Source organism: Paenibacillus jiangxiensis, assembly GCF_046098255.1.
Taxonomy (GTDB): Bacteria; Bacillota; Bacilli; order Paenibacillales; family Paenibacillaceae; genus Paenibacillus; species Paenibacillus jiagnxiensis.
This window is the reverse complement of sequence record NZ_JBJURI010000011.1, coordinates 78108-93713: the sequence shown is the minus strand read 5'-3', so window position 1 is coordinate 93713 and position 15606 is coordinate 78108. Positions and strand designations below refer to the sequence as shown.

Sequence of the window (15606 nt, the reverse complement as noted above, 5' to 3'; positions counted from 1 at the left end):
CATGTTAAGACCCAGTTTCAAGAAGCATTTTGGTGTTGCGCCGGGTGAGATGTGCAGAATAGACCAGGATAGATTTGTCCTATCGAAGAGGATAAATCCGTCCTATTAATCGCTTTCATTTCCGCGCTATACTGACAACATCAAAAATAAGTTTTAAGGGGGTATTAGAAATGAAAAAACTAGTATGGAAAGGCGCGGTCGGCACGGTACTTGCCGCCGTTCTGCTGGCAGGCTGCGGCGCCAACGGCGGAGGAAGCACAAATGCAAACGATACCAATACCGGATTGACCGATACCGGCGAACCCAAGAGCGTTACGCTCAGGGTGTTCATTGAGGGACCTCGGCTCAAAGAATACTATGACAAGTATATTGAGCAGTTCAAGGCCAAGGAGAAGGCGGAGAAGAACATCGACGTCACCGTGCAACTAGAAATGCCTCCCGTTGAAAACGCCTCCCAGATTTTAAAGACACGTCTTGCGTCCAATGATGCTCCAGACGTGTTCACGATTCACGCTATCAATAATATTCCGCAATATAGCAAAGCAGGCTATCTGATGGATCTATCCGATCAGCCGTTCGTGGGCAAACTCTTGGATAGCGTCAAGCCGGCCGTCACGAACGCAGAAGGCAAAGTGGTTGCCGTTCCGCTCGAGACACTGTCGTGGGGCTACCTGTACAACAAGAAAATCTTCTCCGAGCAAGGCATTGCGCCTCCGACCACGCTGACCGAAATGAAGGCGGCCGTGGACAAGCTGAAGGCGGCCAACATTACGCCGTTCCTGTTGTCGTATAAAGATGCTGCGATACCGCAGTTATTCCTGCCGCTTACGGTCGGTGCGCTGATTAATACGGAAGACAAAGAGAAAGATTTTGTCGATCGGATGAATAAAAACGAGGCTTCGTTCAGCGAGATGAAATCCATGTTCGATATCATTGATCTCGTCAACAATAACGGCACCGACAAGGGACTCGAAGTCGGTGGCGATGACGGTGCAGCTTTATTCGCGCAAGGTAAAGCGGCTATGTGGGTGGAAGGCCCATGGTATGCCGAGTCGATTCTTAAATCCAACCCGGATATGGACTTTGGTGTAGCTCCGATGCCGGTCAACGATAACCCGAATGCCACGATGATCAACCTGAGTGTTTCTACGTCGCTCGCCGTCTATTCCGGCACCAAGAACAAGGAAGTGGCTACGGACTTTGTAAACTACATTCTGGACGACAAGGATTCGAATGCTTTCTTTGAAGCGTTGAAGTACAACCCGCTCGCTACGATTCACACTTTCGAGAGTTATCCGTGGATTAAAGAGGCGACCGAATACGTAAAGCAGGGAAAATCCTATCAAGACCCACGCATTCCGCAATCCGTCAAGGACGAAGTCGGCAAGGGACTGCAATCCTACTTTGCCGGCCTAATGTCGCAGGAAGACGTAATCAAGGCACTCGACAAGGCCTGGGAGTCGTACAATAAACTCAATAAATAAGTGGGGATAAGCGGGATGGATGACGGGGGTTCTCCTCACGTATTCCATCCCGACTTATTTCCCGCAGGGGTAAAGGGGAGAGAAGCAGTGGAACTGAAGGGCTCTAAAAAATACTTGTCGCTGGCGGCTTTCGTGACGCCCGCTCTCATACTGTATACATTATTTCTACTGATTCCGACGATTGGCGGCATATACTATAGTTTCACCGACTGGGACGGACTCAACCAGAATTACAATTTTATTGGTTTTGGCAATTTCGTTGAAGCGCTGAAGGATGATCCCGACTTTGTGCATTCGCTCTGGTTTACGATGAAATATGTTGTGTTTATGATCGTACTACAGAATGTGCTGGCCCTGCTTCTTGCCGTATTTATTGAGACGAGACGCAGAACTAAGGGACTGTTTCGGACCGTACTGTTCATGCCTAATATGATCAGCATAATCATTAGCGCATTCATGTGGACATTCGTGTTCTCTCAGGTGTTACCGCAGCTTGCTGTGAAGACTGGGCTGATTTTCCTTGATCAGTCGTATCTCGGTGATCCGAAAGTATCTTTTTTCTCCATCTTGGTTGTCTCGCTCTGGAACGGTGTAGGCTATTTAATGATCATTTATCTTGCCGCACTGCAAGGTGTTCCGCAATCGCTGAAGGAAGCGGCCATGATCGACGGGGCCACTCCGTTCCAGACCTTCCGCAAGGTTACACTTCCGATGATTACGCATGCGGTGACGATCTGCCTGTTCCTGACGCTTAACAGTGCGTTTAAAGTGTACGAGGCCGTATTCGGCCTGACGGGCGGCGGCCCCGGTCGGGCGACCCAGGTCATCACGATGAACATCTACGAGGAGGCGTTTTCGAATAATTTCCGTTATGGCTATGCCAATGCGAAATCGGTCATCCTGTTCGTCATTATTTTGATCTTCACCCTGATTCAGATAAAGATTACGAAGAAGAGAGAGGTGGAAGCATGAGGGCGAAAAGAATATCGAATCTGTTTATCCTTGCCGTTCTTGTGGTTTCCTCTGCTATTGCCCTCTTCCCAATCTATATGGCGGTTATCAACTCGTTTAAGACGCAGGGCGAGATGTTCGAATCCTTTCTGTCGTTGCCGACGAGCCTCCATTTTGAGAACTACAGCCAGGCCTACGACAAGCTGGACCTTCTGCACAGCGCCTTCAACTCAGTGATTGTATCCGTAATCGGCATTGGCGGCATTGTCTTTTGCGCTTCGCTGGCTGGTTACAAGCTGTCTCGGACGCGCGGGAAAGTCAGCGACCTTCTCTTTCTCCTGTTCGTCGCTTCAATGCTTGTTCCGTTCCATTCCATCATGATTCCGCTAACCCGGATGGCCAAAGATTTGCATGTCCAAGGCACTTCCTATGGACTTGGGGTTATCTATATCGGACTGGGCGTCAATATGGCTGTTTTTCTATACCACGGCTTCGTTAAATCGATACCGCGGGAGTTAGAGGAATCCGCGGAAATGGACGGCTGTAATCAATTCCAGGCGTTTTTTCAGATTATTTTTCCGCTTTTGCTGCCTATCACTGTCACCATTGCCATTCTGGATTTTCTGTGGATCTGGAATGACTTCCTGCTTCCACTGTTGATGCTGTCTGACGCGAACTCCTATACGTTAATCATTTCGACCAACAAGCTGTTTGGCGAATACAACAAGGACTGGTCGCTGATCTTAGCGGCACTGGTGTTGACGGCTATTCCCGTTGTATTGATTTATGGATTTTTCCAACGATTTATTATGCACGGTATCGCAGAAGGAGCAGTTAAGGGATGATTTGCAAGCAGACCAATCTTGAGATTAAAAGATTAAGGAAGGTACGCGAAAATGGAATATATCTGTAACCCGATCAACATGGAATACAAGTATCAATTTATTGAAGCGTACGGCAAGCTGACTGTAAATCGGGAAGCTGCGGATCCGTCTATGATTTATTTTAACGGAAAGTACTTCATGTTCCCTTCCATGACTGCAGGGTTTCTTGTGAGTGACAATCTTTCCGACTGGGTGTTCCATCCCCTTAAGGATCTGCCGATCTACGATTATGCGCCGGATGTTCGGGTCATTGGGGAGTACATGTACTTTTCCGCATCAAGATCTTCGCAAAACTGCTCCTTTTACCGAACGAAAGATCCAATCTGTGGATCTTTTGAAGAGATCGAAGGAACCTTTCCCTTCTGGGACCCGAATTTGTTCGTGGATGATAACGGAAGAGTATATTTCTACTGGGGATGTTCCAACGATCAACCGATCTATGGAGTGGAGCTGAACCTGGAGAAAATGAGACCGTTAACGGAACCGGCAGAACTTATCTTTACTAACTTATCCGTCAACGGATATGAAAGAAATGGCGAAAACCATATTCCTCCCCGAACGCCAGAAGAGATTGATGAAATCATTCAAAAGTATGCGAGTGATAACCCGAACCTGACGTATGAAATGTTGAAAGTGGTGCGAGATGCGATTGGGAATGAACCATTCATTGAGGGAGCATGGATGGATAAACATGGTGGCAAATACTATCTGCAATATGCCGTCCCCGGTACGCAGTATAACGTATACTCTGATGGTGTTTATGTATCAGACAATCCATTGGGACCATTTTCTTTGGCCAAAAACAACCCTTACTCCTATAAACCGGGAGGATTCATCCCAGGGGCCGGTCACGGATCGACCATGGAAGATCGTCATGGGAACTACTGGCATGCCTCAACGATGAGAATCAGTGTGAATCATAATTTCGAGAGAAGGATAGGTTTGTGGCCAGCAGGGTTTGATCAGGATGGTGAACTATTTTGTAACCAGCGTTACGGCGACTGGCCGATGAAAGTTGGACAGGCAGTGATGAATCCCTGGAGTAACCCGGATTGGATGCTACTTTCGTATGGTAAACCGGCTACTGTCTCCTCGTATGTAGAAGGAAAAGAAGCAACGAAGGCTACCGATGAGGAGATCCGTACCTGGTGGAGAGCAGCGTCCAATGTGGCTGGCGAATGGATTGAAGTCGACCTCTTGCATGAATGCGACGTATTTGCGATTCAAGTTAATTTTGCGGATGATGCGTTGAGCGTTCCACCTCCTGAAGGAGCAGAATTTCATGGAGATGCCCCAACGTACCGATACATTGATCAGCGTCAGCATTTTACCAGATGGCTTCTGGAAGGTTCGATGGATGGCAAGAAGTATTTCGTCATCGAGGATAAGTCCAATGCAAATACGGACTTATCGCATGATCTTATCGTAAGGGAAAACGGGCTGAAGGCTCGTTATATCCGATGCACGGTTAAGGGACTCCCTTATAACCAAGCAGCGTGCATTTCCGGTCTTCGAATTTTTGGTATAGGCAAAGGAGAGCTTCCTGAAAAGGCAACTGGAGTTCAGACCAATCTGGTCAGCGATCTTGATCTCGTTGTAACTTGGGATCAAGGAGATGCCGTTGGATACAACATAGTTTGGGGCTACGCGCCCGATAAGCTTTATCATAGTTATATGGTATTAGGCAGTAATGAAGTCGCGATCGGTGCATTAATTAAAGGTGAGCCGTTATACATCAGGGTGGACTCTTTTAACGAAAAAGGAATCACCGAGGGGGACGTTCGTGTAGTGATTGATTCTTAAAGGAGGAAATTCCATGTCATTGCCTCAACTGTTAAAAGAAGATGGAGTATATAATCTTTATGTCGATGGCAAACCCTATATTGCTTTAGCCGGGGAAATCCATAATTCAAGCGCCTCAAGTCTTGACTATATGAATAAAAAGGTATGGCCCAATCTCAGAGAACTTTATCTAAACACGGTAATTGTGCCGGTTTATTGGGAACTGATTGAACCTGAACAAGGAAAATTCCAATTTGATTTATTGGAAGGGATTATCGACCAGGCTCGAAAAGAAAACGTACGGCTGGTATTATTGTGGTTCGGATTATGGAAAAATGGAATTTCCAGCTATGCTCCAGGCTGGGTGAAGAAGGATTACACAACTTATTTCCGTGCTGTCTATAAGAATAATGAACCATCAGAAACCATCTCTCCCTTTTGCGATAAAGCTGTAGAAGCTGATGCTAATGCTTTCACACAATTCATGACACATCTGAAAAAAGTAGACGGTGATCGGAATACGGTCATCATGGTTCAAGTGGAGAATGAAATCGGGTTACTTGGCAGCGACCGGGATTATTCTGACTGCGCAAACGTCGAATTCAATCGGCCAATACCTGCCATGATCGAGTCTCTCTATGGGGTTAGCGGTACGTGGGAGGAGGAATTCGGGGATAACGCGGCTGAATACTTTATGGCTTATCATTATGCCCTAGCTGTCGAACGAATAGCGAGTGCCGGTTCCAGGGTCTATCCTCTACCGCTATTCGTTAACGCCTGGTTGGAACAATTCCCTTGGAGACCGGGAACATACCCGAGCGGAGGACCGATAGCGAAGGTAATGAAGATATGGAAAGCAGTGGCTCCCACCATTTGCTTGTATGCGCCGGATATTTATCTGCCCAATTTTGCAGAGATTTGCGAGGAATATACAGCCAACGATAACCCATTATTTATTCCTGAAACCAGAAGAGATTTAGTCACAGCTACGAATGTATTTTATGCCATGGGCAAGCATGATGCGCTTTGCTTTTCGCCATTTGGTATAGAAGACTTTATGGAACCCTTGGATCAAAATGCGAGTATTGATACAGACATCATGACGGCTCTTAATATTGAAAACTCGGGCTTTACTTTGAATGGAACGGGTCCTTATCTGGCACGCAGTTATGAGCTGCTGGGGAACATGCTGGGTATTATCCAGAAATATAGGGGAACCGGGAGAATGACGGGTTTTCTTCAGAATCACGAAGCAGGGTGTATCTTGTCGTTTTCCAAGTATGACATCCGAATCACTTATCATCGTCAGCCAGAGGGTAAGCCTTTCTCGGGGGGACTTGTGATTGAGGTTTCTGAAGATGAGTTTATTTTTGCCGGAATCAGTTTTTACATTGAATTTTTGCCGAAGCGCTCGAGTTCGATGAAAACAAGTTATGTAAGGATTGAAGAAGGAAAATTTGTTCAAGATGAATGGGTCCCTGGCCGCGTTCTTAACGGTGACGAAGGAGCTTACCATATCAAGCTGGGAAGCAATCCGGCCGCGTTGCGTATAGAGTTGTATCAATATAGATAAGCTTTTTTCCATATCGAGGTATCTTATCTGTTGAGATACCTCGGTTTTCGCTTGATTTTCGCATTGTCCGTCCGTGTGGGCTAAAACTCTTGAATTTCCTTGCGAGGAGATTCGGGAGCTTTTTTTGCATGCTTATGACTCCGATGAGTAGAGCATCGGCTGCGCCGTCCGGATACCCTGTGTGCGGAGATCATAACGGTTAGTTGAAAAAAGCAATACAATAAATACTTGACTCTCCCCTATAGGGGAGACATTAAACTCAATGTGTAAGCTGATCAATTAAAAGGGAGGAAGTCAAAATGAACTTGGATATCAGAGACGTTAGAAGCGAGGATATCGAATCCATTAAATCGATCATTTCCAATACGTGGAACGCGAAGAGGTTTATCGAGGATGAAGACGTAATAAATGCAGCAGTTACAATGATGTTCATAAGTCCAATATTAAACAAAAGCACTTTTGGAAGAGTAGCTACATTAGATGGAGAAGTTATTGGTGTAATTTTTGGTTCAAGAGTTGGTGAAACAACATCTTATCGATTGCTGCAAGAAGATTATACAAACGAATTGCTACAACTCTTAAATCTAAATGACATGGAACGACAAGTATTTGTTGAACTCACCTCCATGACTAATGAGGCATACAGCAAGTTAATCAGAGGAAAAGAAAATAAGTTTCAGGGCTGCTTAGAATTCTTTGCTGTTTCTGAAGAAGCTAGGGGAAAAAAGATAGGCAAAAAATTATTTATTGAGCTCATCTCTTACTTAAGAGATACAAAAGCAAATAAAATTTATGTGTATACAGACACAATGAGTAACTATGGATTCTATGACCATAATGGATTTGTCCGTCTTGATGAAGAAGTAACTGTAGTTAATCTACCTGCCGGCAAATTTGAAAATACAAATTTTATTTATGAATTTAAACTTTAAGCTAAAAGCCAGTCCACCTCATTTATGGGGTGGGCTTTAGACTTATCTGAAATTGGGAAAAGTGATTATATTGATTAAAAACATCTGCCACTAAATAAAACATATAAACTTTATTACACGTCAAACTGTTTTTCTCCAAATATTCTATCACCGATTGAAATGTTTCAATTTCAGTATCTCTCGTACAATTAATAGTTAAATATTCTCCCTTTGGTAATTCAGATACATTAGAGGTATCTTTAAGTAATCTATAATCATCTGATGTTATTAGACGAAATACATCACTGATTTCCCAATGATCATCGTGACATGAATAAATTAACCCATACTGAAATGTATGGATTGCAAATTCGTCTAATTGTTCATCTATTTTATCGAATGACTTTATCTCATTAAGTTCTCCACTTTGTGTAGGTAAACTTAAAAAGTATCTTTCTTCAAATGTCTGAATTTTAAATCCATCGTTCATAAGTTCAACTTCAGATGAATGGATAGCTGCCTTTAATATTTCTATTCGTTTATTAAGTTCCTCTAATTTCTTTATTTCTTTATGAATTTCTTCATTTTCTGTTCTAAGTAAAGTTTTAGGTAATTAGTATCGGCTTTAGCAAATAAGGCTTTAATTTCTTTAACACTTACATTACTTTGCTTACAAATTTTTATAATATCCAGATAGATGAATTGATTCATTGTATAATAGCGATAACCGTTATCGGGATTAATGTATGCAGGTATTAACAAGCCAATATCATGATAATAACGTAAGGCTTTTATCGTAACATTTTTCAGTCTGGAAACTTCCCCAACTGAAAAATACCTTTTATTATCCATAAATGAATGGAGCTCCTTTCCAAACTGACTCACATATAGGAACGGGATAAAAAGGAAAAAGTTGCGAAACGTTATAACTCTATCACGTCAAAGCAGGGATTCAATAGGAAGGATAGGAGAGAACTCATGAATTTGATCATCCGGTTAGTTATCGGCACGGCATTTGGTTTAGCCGTATCCATTATTACCCTAAACAGGTACTCAGGTGGCTCAGTAACCTGGTTCAATAGGGTGATTGAATAGATTCTGGGTTTGGAGCAGTGTATGTACTAAAGATAACATTATTTTTTAGGCTTCCATCCCGATTAGGGAAATATTAATGATGGGAGTGGTATCCATGGAAAAGATAAGTTCACCGGAAGAGCTAATGGAGAACATCGCAAATATGAGCCGTGACAACTCTGTGTACCAATTTCATATTCCAGGCAAAGGAACGTTCACTCTCGTCTTGCAAGAGGAAGAGCAGCAATCGATTCGAGCCGATGTTGAGGCGAATTCAGAACTAAAGTCTTTAATTGAACAAAGCCGGAAAGAATACAAGCTGGGCCAAGCGATGAAGACATCCGAAATCCTAACGTCTTTTTCTCCTGAGGACTTTCGATAATGAATCGCGTAGTTCTATGGTCTCCAGCTGTATTTCTCATTGATTCTTGAAACAGAAGCCTAGATCAGTCGGATCGACAAGCGTCTAAGGATGAGTTGCTATTGACGATATTCTCAAATCAGCTTAAGTTTTAACTTCGGAACAAGCCAAGCAAATTACTCATTTTTTTAAAAGAGTGTTAATTTGTCTGGCTTCTTCAATATTAGTTGCTGGTGAGCTTATAATCAGTTTATCATTTTGGTATTCTTGTTTGGTTAAGCTATGGAAAAGTTTTTTGTCACTAACCTCAATTGTATACTGATGTGTTTCGTAATTGAAATAAATCTCCCCTAAATATGTCCTTTTGTTCTCCTCATATGCAATAAAGCCTGATCCGGAAGTAAACAAAACATTGGGGTATTCTATATCATTGATTGAAATAGAACCTTGAAAATTATTACTTTTTTTGTCATGCAAACCTTTTAATATGACCACAGCCCCTTCACTTATACTTGAATCAGAGTCATAAATATATGCGTCTGTGTCGATTTGTATTTGTTCTTTTGTATTGCAACCTGTCATAAACAGTAAGATTAAAAACGACAATAATAAAAATTTCTTCATAAAGAGTACCTCCAAAAACAATTTAAATTATCAAGTAAGATAAGGACAGAGCCTTGTAAGACTCTGCCCATATTTATTAGTATTTAAATAATATACGGTATTTAGCTGAGCTGATGTATTCTTTTTCCCAGAGGTCGCCAGCTGTATCATGAGTTTTATATGCAGAAGGGGGAGGTTGTTCAGAAAAATCTGAAAGCAGATTCAGATGATATAATATACAAACATTTCAGCCGCTCAGTTGCGGCTTTTTTTTATGTGAAACTTATGTGAAAGGTGTATTGTTTCTTCTCTTTATCCCACTTATGGATCATTGACATTTCAATATATAGTTATAAAATAGATGGAGTCATCTAAATATAGTATCTATCATCATTTTTCCTAGTATTTAAGGAGGCACTAAACGATGCTCATTGTTTATGATTCCAAGACCGGCAACGTAAAAAGATTTATTTCCAAGCTTAAACTCCCAGCCGTTCAAATTGAAGAGCAGCTGACGATTGATGAACCCTATGTGCTCATTACATATACAACAGGATTTGGCCAGGTACCCGGGAAGGTATCTTCTTTTTTGCAGCAAAATGCTAAAAACATGGTTGGTGTAGCTGCCAGCGGCAACCGCAACTGGGGAGAATGCTTTGCCAAAAGCGCAGACTTAATTGCGGAGTCTTATCATGTTCCGGTCCTTAGCAAATTTGAGCTGTCCGGGACTTCGACCGATGTAGAACGCTTTAAAAGGGAGGTGAGCCGGGTTGCGTCATATTGAATTGAACAATATGTTAATGAAACGTGATGCGGACGGATTCTTTCAATTGGAAAAGGATCAAGAGGCTGTGGCCGAGTTTATGAACGAAGTGGACGCAAGAAGCTTGAAATTTACCGGTTTTGCGGAGCAAGTCCGGTATATGATTGAACATGATTACTATGAAGATTTTTATAAAAATTATTCCTCCGAGGAAGTCACGGAAATTTTCGATATTACGCACAGCTATCAGTTCAAGTTCCCCTCCTACATGGCGGTGTCGAAATTTTATACTGATTATGCTGTCAAAAGTAATGACCGTAAGCTGTATCTTGAGCATTATCCGGACCGGGTGGCAGCTGTAGCTCTCCACTTGGGACGCGGCAGCAGCAACACAGCCCGTCTGCTCGCACGATCGATGATGGAGCAGCGTTTGCAACCTGCAACTCCGACATTTCTGAATGCGGGAAAAAGCCGCCGTGGAGAATTGGTGTCCTGCTTCCTGCTAGAGATGGATGATTCGCTTAATTCGATCAACTACGTATTAAACACATGTATGCAGCTGTCCAAGATTGGCGGCGGCGTAGCAGTCAACCTGTCCAAGCTGCGGGCCCGTGGAGAAACGATCAAGGGTGTGGAAGGTGCGGCAAAAGGAATCATGCCTGTGCTGAAGCTGATGGAAGACGGCTTTTCCTACGCTGATCAAATGGGCCAGCGCAAAGGCTCGGGTGCAGCCTACTACAATATTTTCGGATGGGACGTCGTAGAGTTCCTAGACAGTAAAAAGATCAATGCTGACGAGAGAGTACGCCTGAAGACCCTTTCGATCGGTCTGATTGTTCCCAACCGCTTCTATAAGCTGGCTCAAGACAACGAGCTGTTGTACGTTTTTGCGCCTTATAGTGTATACAAGGCTTATGGCACACATCTGGACGATATGGACCTCGACGACATGTATGATACGCTGCTCGCTGACGACCGTGTCAAGAAAAAAGCAGTCATGAGCGCCCGTGACATGCTGACGAAAATTGCAATGATTCAGCTTGAATCCGGATATCCGTATATTATGAACAAAAGTAATGCCAATCAGGCGCATGCCTTGAAAAATGTGGGCCAAATCAAGATGTCCAATCTCTGTACCGAGATTTTCCAGCTGCAGGAGACGTCCGAAATTGCGGATTACGGTCAGCCGGATATCATCCGCAGAGACATCAGCTGCAATCTGGCTTCCTTGAATATCGTCAATGTCATGGAACACGGGAAAATCAAGGAATCCGTTCACGAAGGTATGGTTGCACTAACCACCGTCAGCGATATGACGCATGTGGTGAATGCGCCGGGGGTTGCCAAAGCAAATCAGGAAATGCATTCAGTCGGTCTCGGAGTAATGAACCTGCACGGTTTCCTTGCAAAAAATAAAATTGCCTATGAGAGCAATGAAGCCAAAGATTTTGTGCGCACCTTCTTCATGACCATGAACTACCACTCTTTGGAGAAAAGCATGGAAATAGCCAAGGCAACGGGGCAGCGATTCTATGGATTTGAAGAATCAGATTATGCAACGGGTGTATATTTTGACCGTTATCTGCAGACGGACTACCGGCCGACAACGGAGCGAGTGCAGGAATTGTTTTCCAATATATATATACCGGGACCCGACGATTGGCAGGTACTGAAAGAGAACGTGATGAAGAACGGTCTTTATCACGCGTATCGTCTGGCGATTGCACCGACGGCCAGCATTTCCTATATCCAAAACGCGACACCCAGCGTAATGCCGATCGTAGAGCAGGTAGAAACCCGCACCTACGCCAATTCAACAACCTATTATCCGATGCCTTACTTGCAAAGGGATAACGTTTTCTTTTATAAGTCGGCGTACCAAATGGATCAATTCAAGGTGATTGATTTAATTGCAGAAATTCAGCCTCACATCGATCAGGGAATATCGGCCGTGTTGCACGTAAACAGCGACGTAACGACACGACAGCTGGCACGCTGTTATCTGTATGCTGCACATAAGGGTTTAAAATCGTTGTACTATACGCGTACCAAAAAGCTGTCTGTGGAAGAATGTCTTACCTGCTCGGTCTAAAGCCATTTCAATTATAATGAAGGAGATTGGATGTTATGCCAGGAATTCAAGCGGTCAACTGGAACCGCCCAGATGACGACTTCACCATGATGTTCTGGAACCAGAATATCATGCAGTTTTGGACAGATGATGAAATTCCGTTATCCGACGATAAAATGACCTGGGTGACCCTTAGCAGCCAGGAAAAAGAAGCTTATATGAAGGTGTTGGGCGGTTTAACTCTGCTTGATACTATCCAGGGCGGTGTGGGTATGCCGCAGATTATGGAGCATGTTGACGGGCTGCAGCGCAAGGCGGTATTGGGTTTTATGGCCATGATGGAGCAAATTCATGCGAAATCCTACAGCAGCATTTTTACAACCCTGGCTTCCACCGAAGAAATTGATGGTGTATTCCGTTGGGTGCAGGAAAATCCGTATCTCCAAACTAAAGCGGAAACCATTCAACAGTATTACAAGAATATCAGCACGAAAAAAGATCTTTTTATGGCCATGGCCGCCTCCGTGCTGCTGGAAAGCTACTTGTTCTACAGCGGATTTTTCTATCCGCTCTATCTGGCAGGTCAAGGAAAACTTACATGCAGCGGAGAGATTATCGACCTGATCTTGCGTGATGAAAGCATCCACGGTGTGTATGTCGGCGTATTGGCCCAAGAAATTTATGCCGAACTGGATGAGGATGAACAACAAGAGTTATACCAGTCCCTGGTAAAGCTGCTGCGCTTCCTGCATGCTAATGAAGAGCAATATACGGAGCAGATTTACAGTTCCATTCATTTGGTGCATGATGTAAAAGTTTTTTTGCGGTACAACGCTAACAAAGCGATGATGAATCTGGGCTTCGACCCTCTATTCGAAGATGAAGAAGTCAATCCGATTGTGTTCAACGGCATCAGTACGCATACCAAACAGCATGACTTCTTCTCCAAGAAAGGCAATGGTTATGTTCGGGCTTTGAATGTAGAGCCTTTAAGGGATGAAGATTTCAATTTCGAGCTCTCGTAAAAACAGACTTCAGAAAACAAAATATGCAAGCATAACAAGCCGCCGAGTTGCGGCTTTTTTTCTTTTTAGCGGTACTAAATGCAGAGAAACAACTTGTGGAGCGAAAAAATTATTGCATATAGGTTTACTAGGTATTATATTAAATGGTATAAGGTCTAGACCATATATAGATCGGAGTGGTTACATGTCGATTCAATCTCCTTGGAGCTTTGAGAAAGTATCGACCAAAAAGGTAAGCGAATTTATCAGGGAACAGCTAGAGGAAGCGATCATACTCAAGGAATTAATGAGCGAGGATCAACTCCCCTCCGAGAGGGAGCTTTCGCAAATTTTCAATGCGAGCCGGATTACGGTGCGCGAAGCGCTTGCTTCCTTAGAGAGCAAAGGCCTGATTGAAAAGCGGGTCGGAGCAAAAGGGGGGACATTCGTCCTTCCCGTTACGGCCAATTCGCATAAAAGGACACGGGAGGAAATCAAGCGGGACTGGGAACAAATGCTGAAGGTGTTCGAATACCGTTCGATTGTTGAGCCGGAGAGCGCTTTTTTGGCTGCTGAGCGGATCACCGCAGGCGAGCTGGAGCTTCTTCAAAGCTATGTGGATCAGAGTATGGAGCCGGAATGTACGCGTGAATGGTTCCGGGCGCTGGATGTCAAGTTTCACCTGACTATCGCCAAGGCTTCGGGCAACCCCTACTGCGAGGCGGCTGTCCGAAAAATTCGGACCAAGATTAATCCGGCGCTTGACCTTATGCCTTATGACGAAAATGTTCGTTCGGTAAACTGCGAGGTGCATATGGAGATTCTCGAGGCACTTAAAGCGCGCGACAGGAACAAATCCCGCGACGTGATGAAACGTCATGTCAGCTTTGCCGCAGAGGCTATTTACTCCCGCTTGGTAGCCGGGGACTAGGAAGGAGACTGAGATTTTATGGAGATCAATGAGCTTTTGCAACTCGCCAAACCGCTCCAGGAGCAACTGACGGCTTGGCGCAGGGACTTTCACCGTCACCCGGAAACGGGATATGAGGAGATTCGCACGTCGGCGCTCGTTGCCGAGCACCTGGAGAAGCTGGGGCTGGAAGTGACACGGAATGTGGGCGGGACCGGCGTCGTGGGACTCCTGCGGGGCGAAAGGCCCGGGCCGACGATCGGGCTGAGAGCGGACATGGACGCGCTCCCGATCCAGGATCAGAAGACGGTGGATTACAGCTCGCAGGTGGCTGGAAAAGCGCATTTATGCGGTCATGATGCACACACGGCGATTTTGATGGGCACCGCCCGGCTGCTGACGGAGCTTGGGAAGCCGAAAGCGGGAAACATCAAATTTATTTTTCAGCCAGCGGAAGAGGGCCTGGCAGGAGCACGAGCGATGATCGAAGACGGCGTACTGGAAAATCCCAGGGTCGAAGCTATCGCGGGGCTGCATATGTTTCCCGATTTAGAGACGGGAAAGCTGGGCGTAAGTAAAGGCGTCGCGTTTGCCTCGGCTGATGCCTTTACCATTAAAGTGCTGGGGAAAGGAGGCCATGCGGCCCGCCCGCATGAAGGGATCGACGCTATTGCGGTGTCCGCGCAAGTGATCAGCGCGCTGCAAAATATCTCCAGCCGTATGGTCGATCCACTGGAGCCGGTTGTCGTGACCATCGGTAAAATTTCCGGAGGTTACATGGGAACGGCCATCGCGCCCGAGGTGGAAATGACGGGGACGATCCGCACGTTGTCCCGTGAGCTGCGGGAACGGATGCCCGGGCTGGTCGAGCAGGTGGTTGGCGGTGTGTGCGCTTCATTTGGCGCCGGATATGAGCTGAAGTTCGGAGCAGGTTATCCGATTGTCATCAACGATCCGGGCATGGTCGATTTGATGACCGCGACCAGCGAGCAGGTATACGGCTCCAAGCAATGGAGCTATATAAAACCGTCCACGGGCGGAGAGGATTTCGCTTTTTATTGCGAGCGTGTCCCGGGCGTATTTTTCCGGCTGGGGTCTGGCAACGGCGAAGAGCGGACAAGGTATCCGCTGCACCATCCGATGTTTGATCTGGACGAAACGGCTTTGCCATATGGAGTGAGTCTGCTGTCGGCCATTGCACTGAATTTTTTGAACAGAAATGAATGGTGAGGAGA

General features: G+C 45.0%; 15 protein-coding genes. 12 read left to right on the top strand and 3 right to left on the bottom strand.

Features of this window, described 5'->3' with window-relative positions:
- Positions 1–170: 170 nt before the first annotated feature.
- From ACI1P2_RS12655 to ACI1P2_RS12630, 6 genes are all read left to right on the top strand, one after another.
- Positions 171–1484 carry an ABC transporter substrate-binding protein gene (locus ACI1P2_RS12655; protein WP_355320214.1) on the top strand — a complete coding sequence of 438 codons (1314 nt, stop codon included), beginning with the start codon at positions 171–173 and terminating at the stop codon, positions 1482–1484.
- An 87-nt stretch (positions 1485–1571) separates the two neighbouring features.
- Positions 1572–2456: a carbohydrate ABC transporter permease gene (locus ACI1P2_RS12650; RefSeq protein ID WP_458296050.1), complete on the top strand. Its 885-nt coding sequence runs from the start codon at positions 1572–1574 to the stop codon at positions 2454–2456.
- Positions 2453–3280, top strand: a complete 828-nt coding sequence (locus ACI1P2_RS12645) for a carbohydrate ABC transporter permease (RefSeq protein ID WP_355320213.1) — start codon at positions 2453–2455, stop codon at positions 3278–3280. Before ACI1P2_RS12650 ends, ACI1P2_RS12645 begins: the two co-directional genes overlap by 4 nt.
- 78 nt (positions 3281–3358) lie before the next feature.
- Positions 3359–5122: a family 43 glycosylhydrolase gene (locus ACI1P2_RS12640; RefSeq protein WP_408976211.1), complete on the top strand. Its 1764-nt coding sequence runs from the start codon at positions 3359–3361 to the stop codon at positions 5120–5122.
- A 13-nt stretch (positions 5123–5135) separates the two neighbouring features.
- Positions 5136–6674, top strand: a complete 1539-nt coding sequence (locus ACI1P2_RS12635) for a GH35 family beta-galactosidase (RefSeq protein ID WP_355320211.1) — start codon at positions 5136–5138, stop codon at positions 6672–6674.
- Positions 6675–6973: 299 nt separating this feature from the next.
- Positions 6974–7606 (top strand): GNAT family N-acetyltransferase, encoded by a 633-nt coding sequence (locus ACI1P2_RS12630; protein WP_355320210.1) that lies wholly within the window; start codon positions 6974–6976, stop codon positions 7604–7606.
- Positions 7607–7628: 22 nt separating this feature from the next.
- Here the strand turns inward: ACI1P2_RS12630 and ACI1P2_RS12625 are convergent, their stop codons facing one another.
- A complete protein-coding gene (locus ACI1P2_RS12625) occupies positions 7629–8075 on the bottom strand; it encodes a hypothetical protein (protein WP_355320209.1) in 447 nt (148 codons plus the stop codon).
- 71 nt (positions 8076–8146) lie between these two features.
- A complete protein-coding gene (locus ACI1P2_RS12620) occupies positions 8147–8437 on the bottom strand; it encodes a MerR family DNA-binding transcriptional regulator (protein ID WP_355320208.1) in 291 nt (96 codons plus the stop codon).
- 337 nt (positions 8438–8774) lie between these two features.
- Between ACI1P2_RS12620 and ACI1P2_RS12615 the strand changes: the two genes are divergently transcribed.
- Positions 8775–9041 carry a hypothetical protein gene (locus tag ACI1P2_RS12615; protein WP_355320207.1) on the top strand — a complete coding sequence of 89 codons (267 nt, stop codon included), beginning with the start codon at positions 8775–8777 and terminating at the stop codon, positions 9039–9041.
- Between the two features lie 159 nt (positions 9042–9200).
- On the opposite strand, the gene ACI1P2_RS12610 is transcribed toward ACI1P2_RS12615, so the two are convergent.
- Positions 9201–9644 carry a hypothetical protein gene (locus ACI1P2_RS12610; RefSeq protein WP_355320206.1) on the bottom strand — a complete coding sequence of 148 codons (444 nt, stop codon included), beginning with the start codon at positions 9642–9644 and terminating at the stop codon, positions 9201–9203.
- 403 nt (positions 9645–10047) lie between these two features.
- On the opposite strand from ACI1P2_RS12610, the gene nrdI reads away from it, so the two are divergent.
- The 5 genes from nrdI (at position 10048) to ACI1P2_RS12585 (ending at position 15601) form a co-directional block, all read left to right on the top strand.
- Complete coding sequence (nrdI, locus tag ACI1P2_RS12605) at positions 10048–10407, top strand: class Ib ribonucleoside-diphosphate reductase assembly flavoprotein NrdI (RefSeq protein ID WP_355320205.1); 360 nt, start codon at positions 10048–10050, stop codon at positions 10405–10407.
- Complete coding sequence (nrdE, locus tag ACI1P2_RS12600; protein ID WP_355320204.1) at positions 10394–12478, top strand: class 1b ribonucleoside-diphosphate reductase subunit alpha; 2085 nt, start codon at positions 10394–10396, stop codon at positions 12476–12478. The genes nrdI and nrdE overlap by 14 nt, the downstream gene beginning before the upstream one ends.
- A gap of 35 nt (positions 12479–12513) precedes the next feature.
- Entirely contained in the window at positions 12514–13482 is a 969-nt protein-coding gene (gene nrdF, locus ACI1P2_RS12595) for a class 1b ribonucleoside-diphosphate reductase subunit beta (protein WP_355320203.1), read from the top strand.
- Positions 13483–13666: 184 nt separating this feature from the next.
- Entirely contained in the window at positions 13667–14392 is a 726-nt protein-coding gene (locus ACI1P2_RS12590) for a FadR/GntR family transcriptional regulator (protein ID WP_355320202.1), read from the top strand.
- A gap of 18 nt (positions 14393–14410) precedes the next feature.
- On the top strand, positions 14411–15601 hold the full coding sequence (locus ACI1P2_RS12585; protein WP_355320201.1) for a M20 metallopeptidase family protein: 1191 nt from the start codon (positions 14411–14413) through the stop codon (positions 15599–15601).
- Positions 15602–15606: the final 5 nt, after the last annotated feature.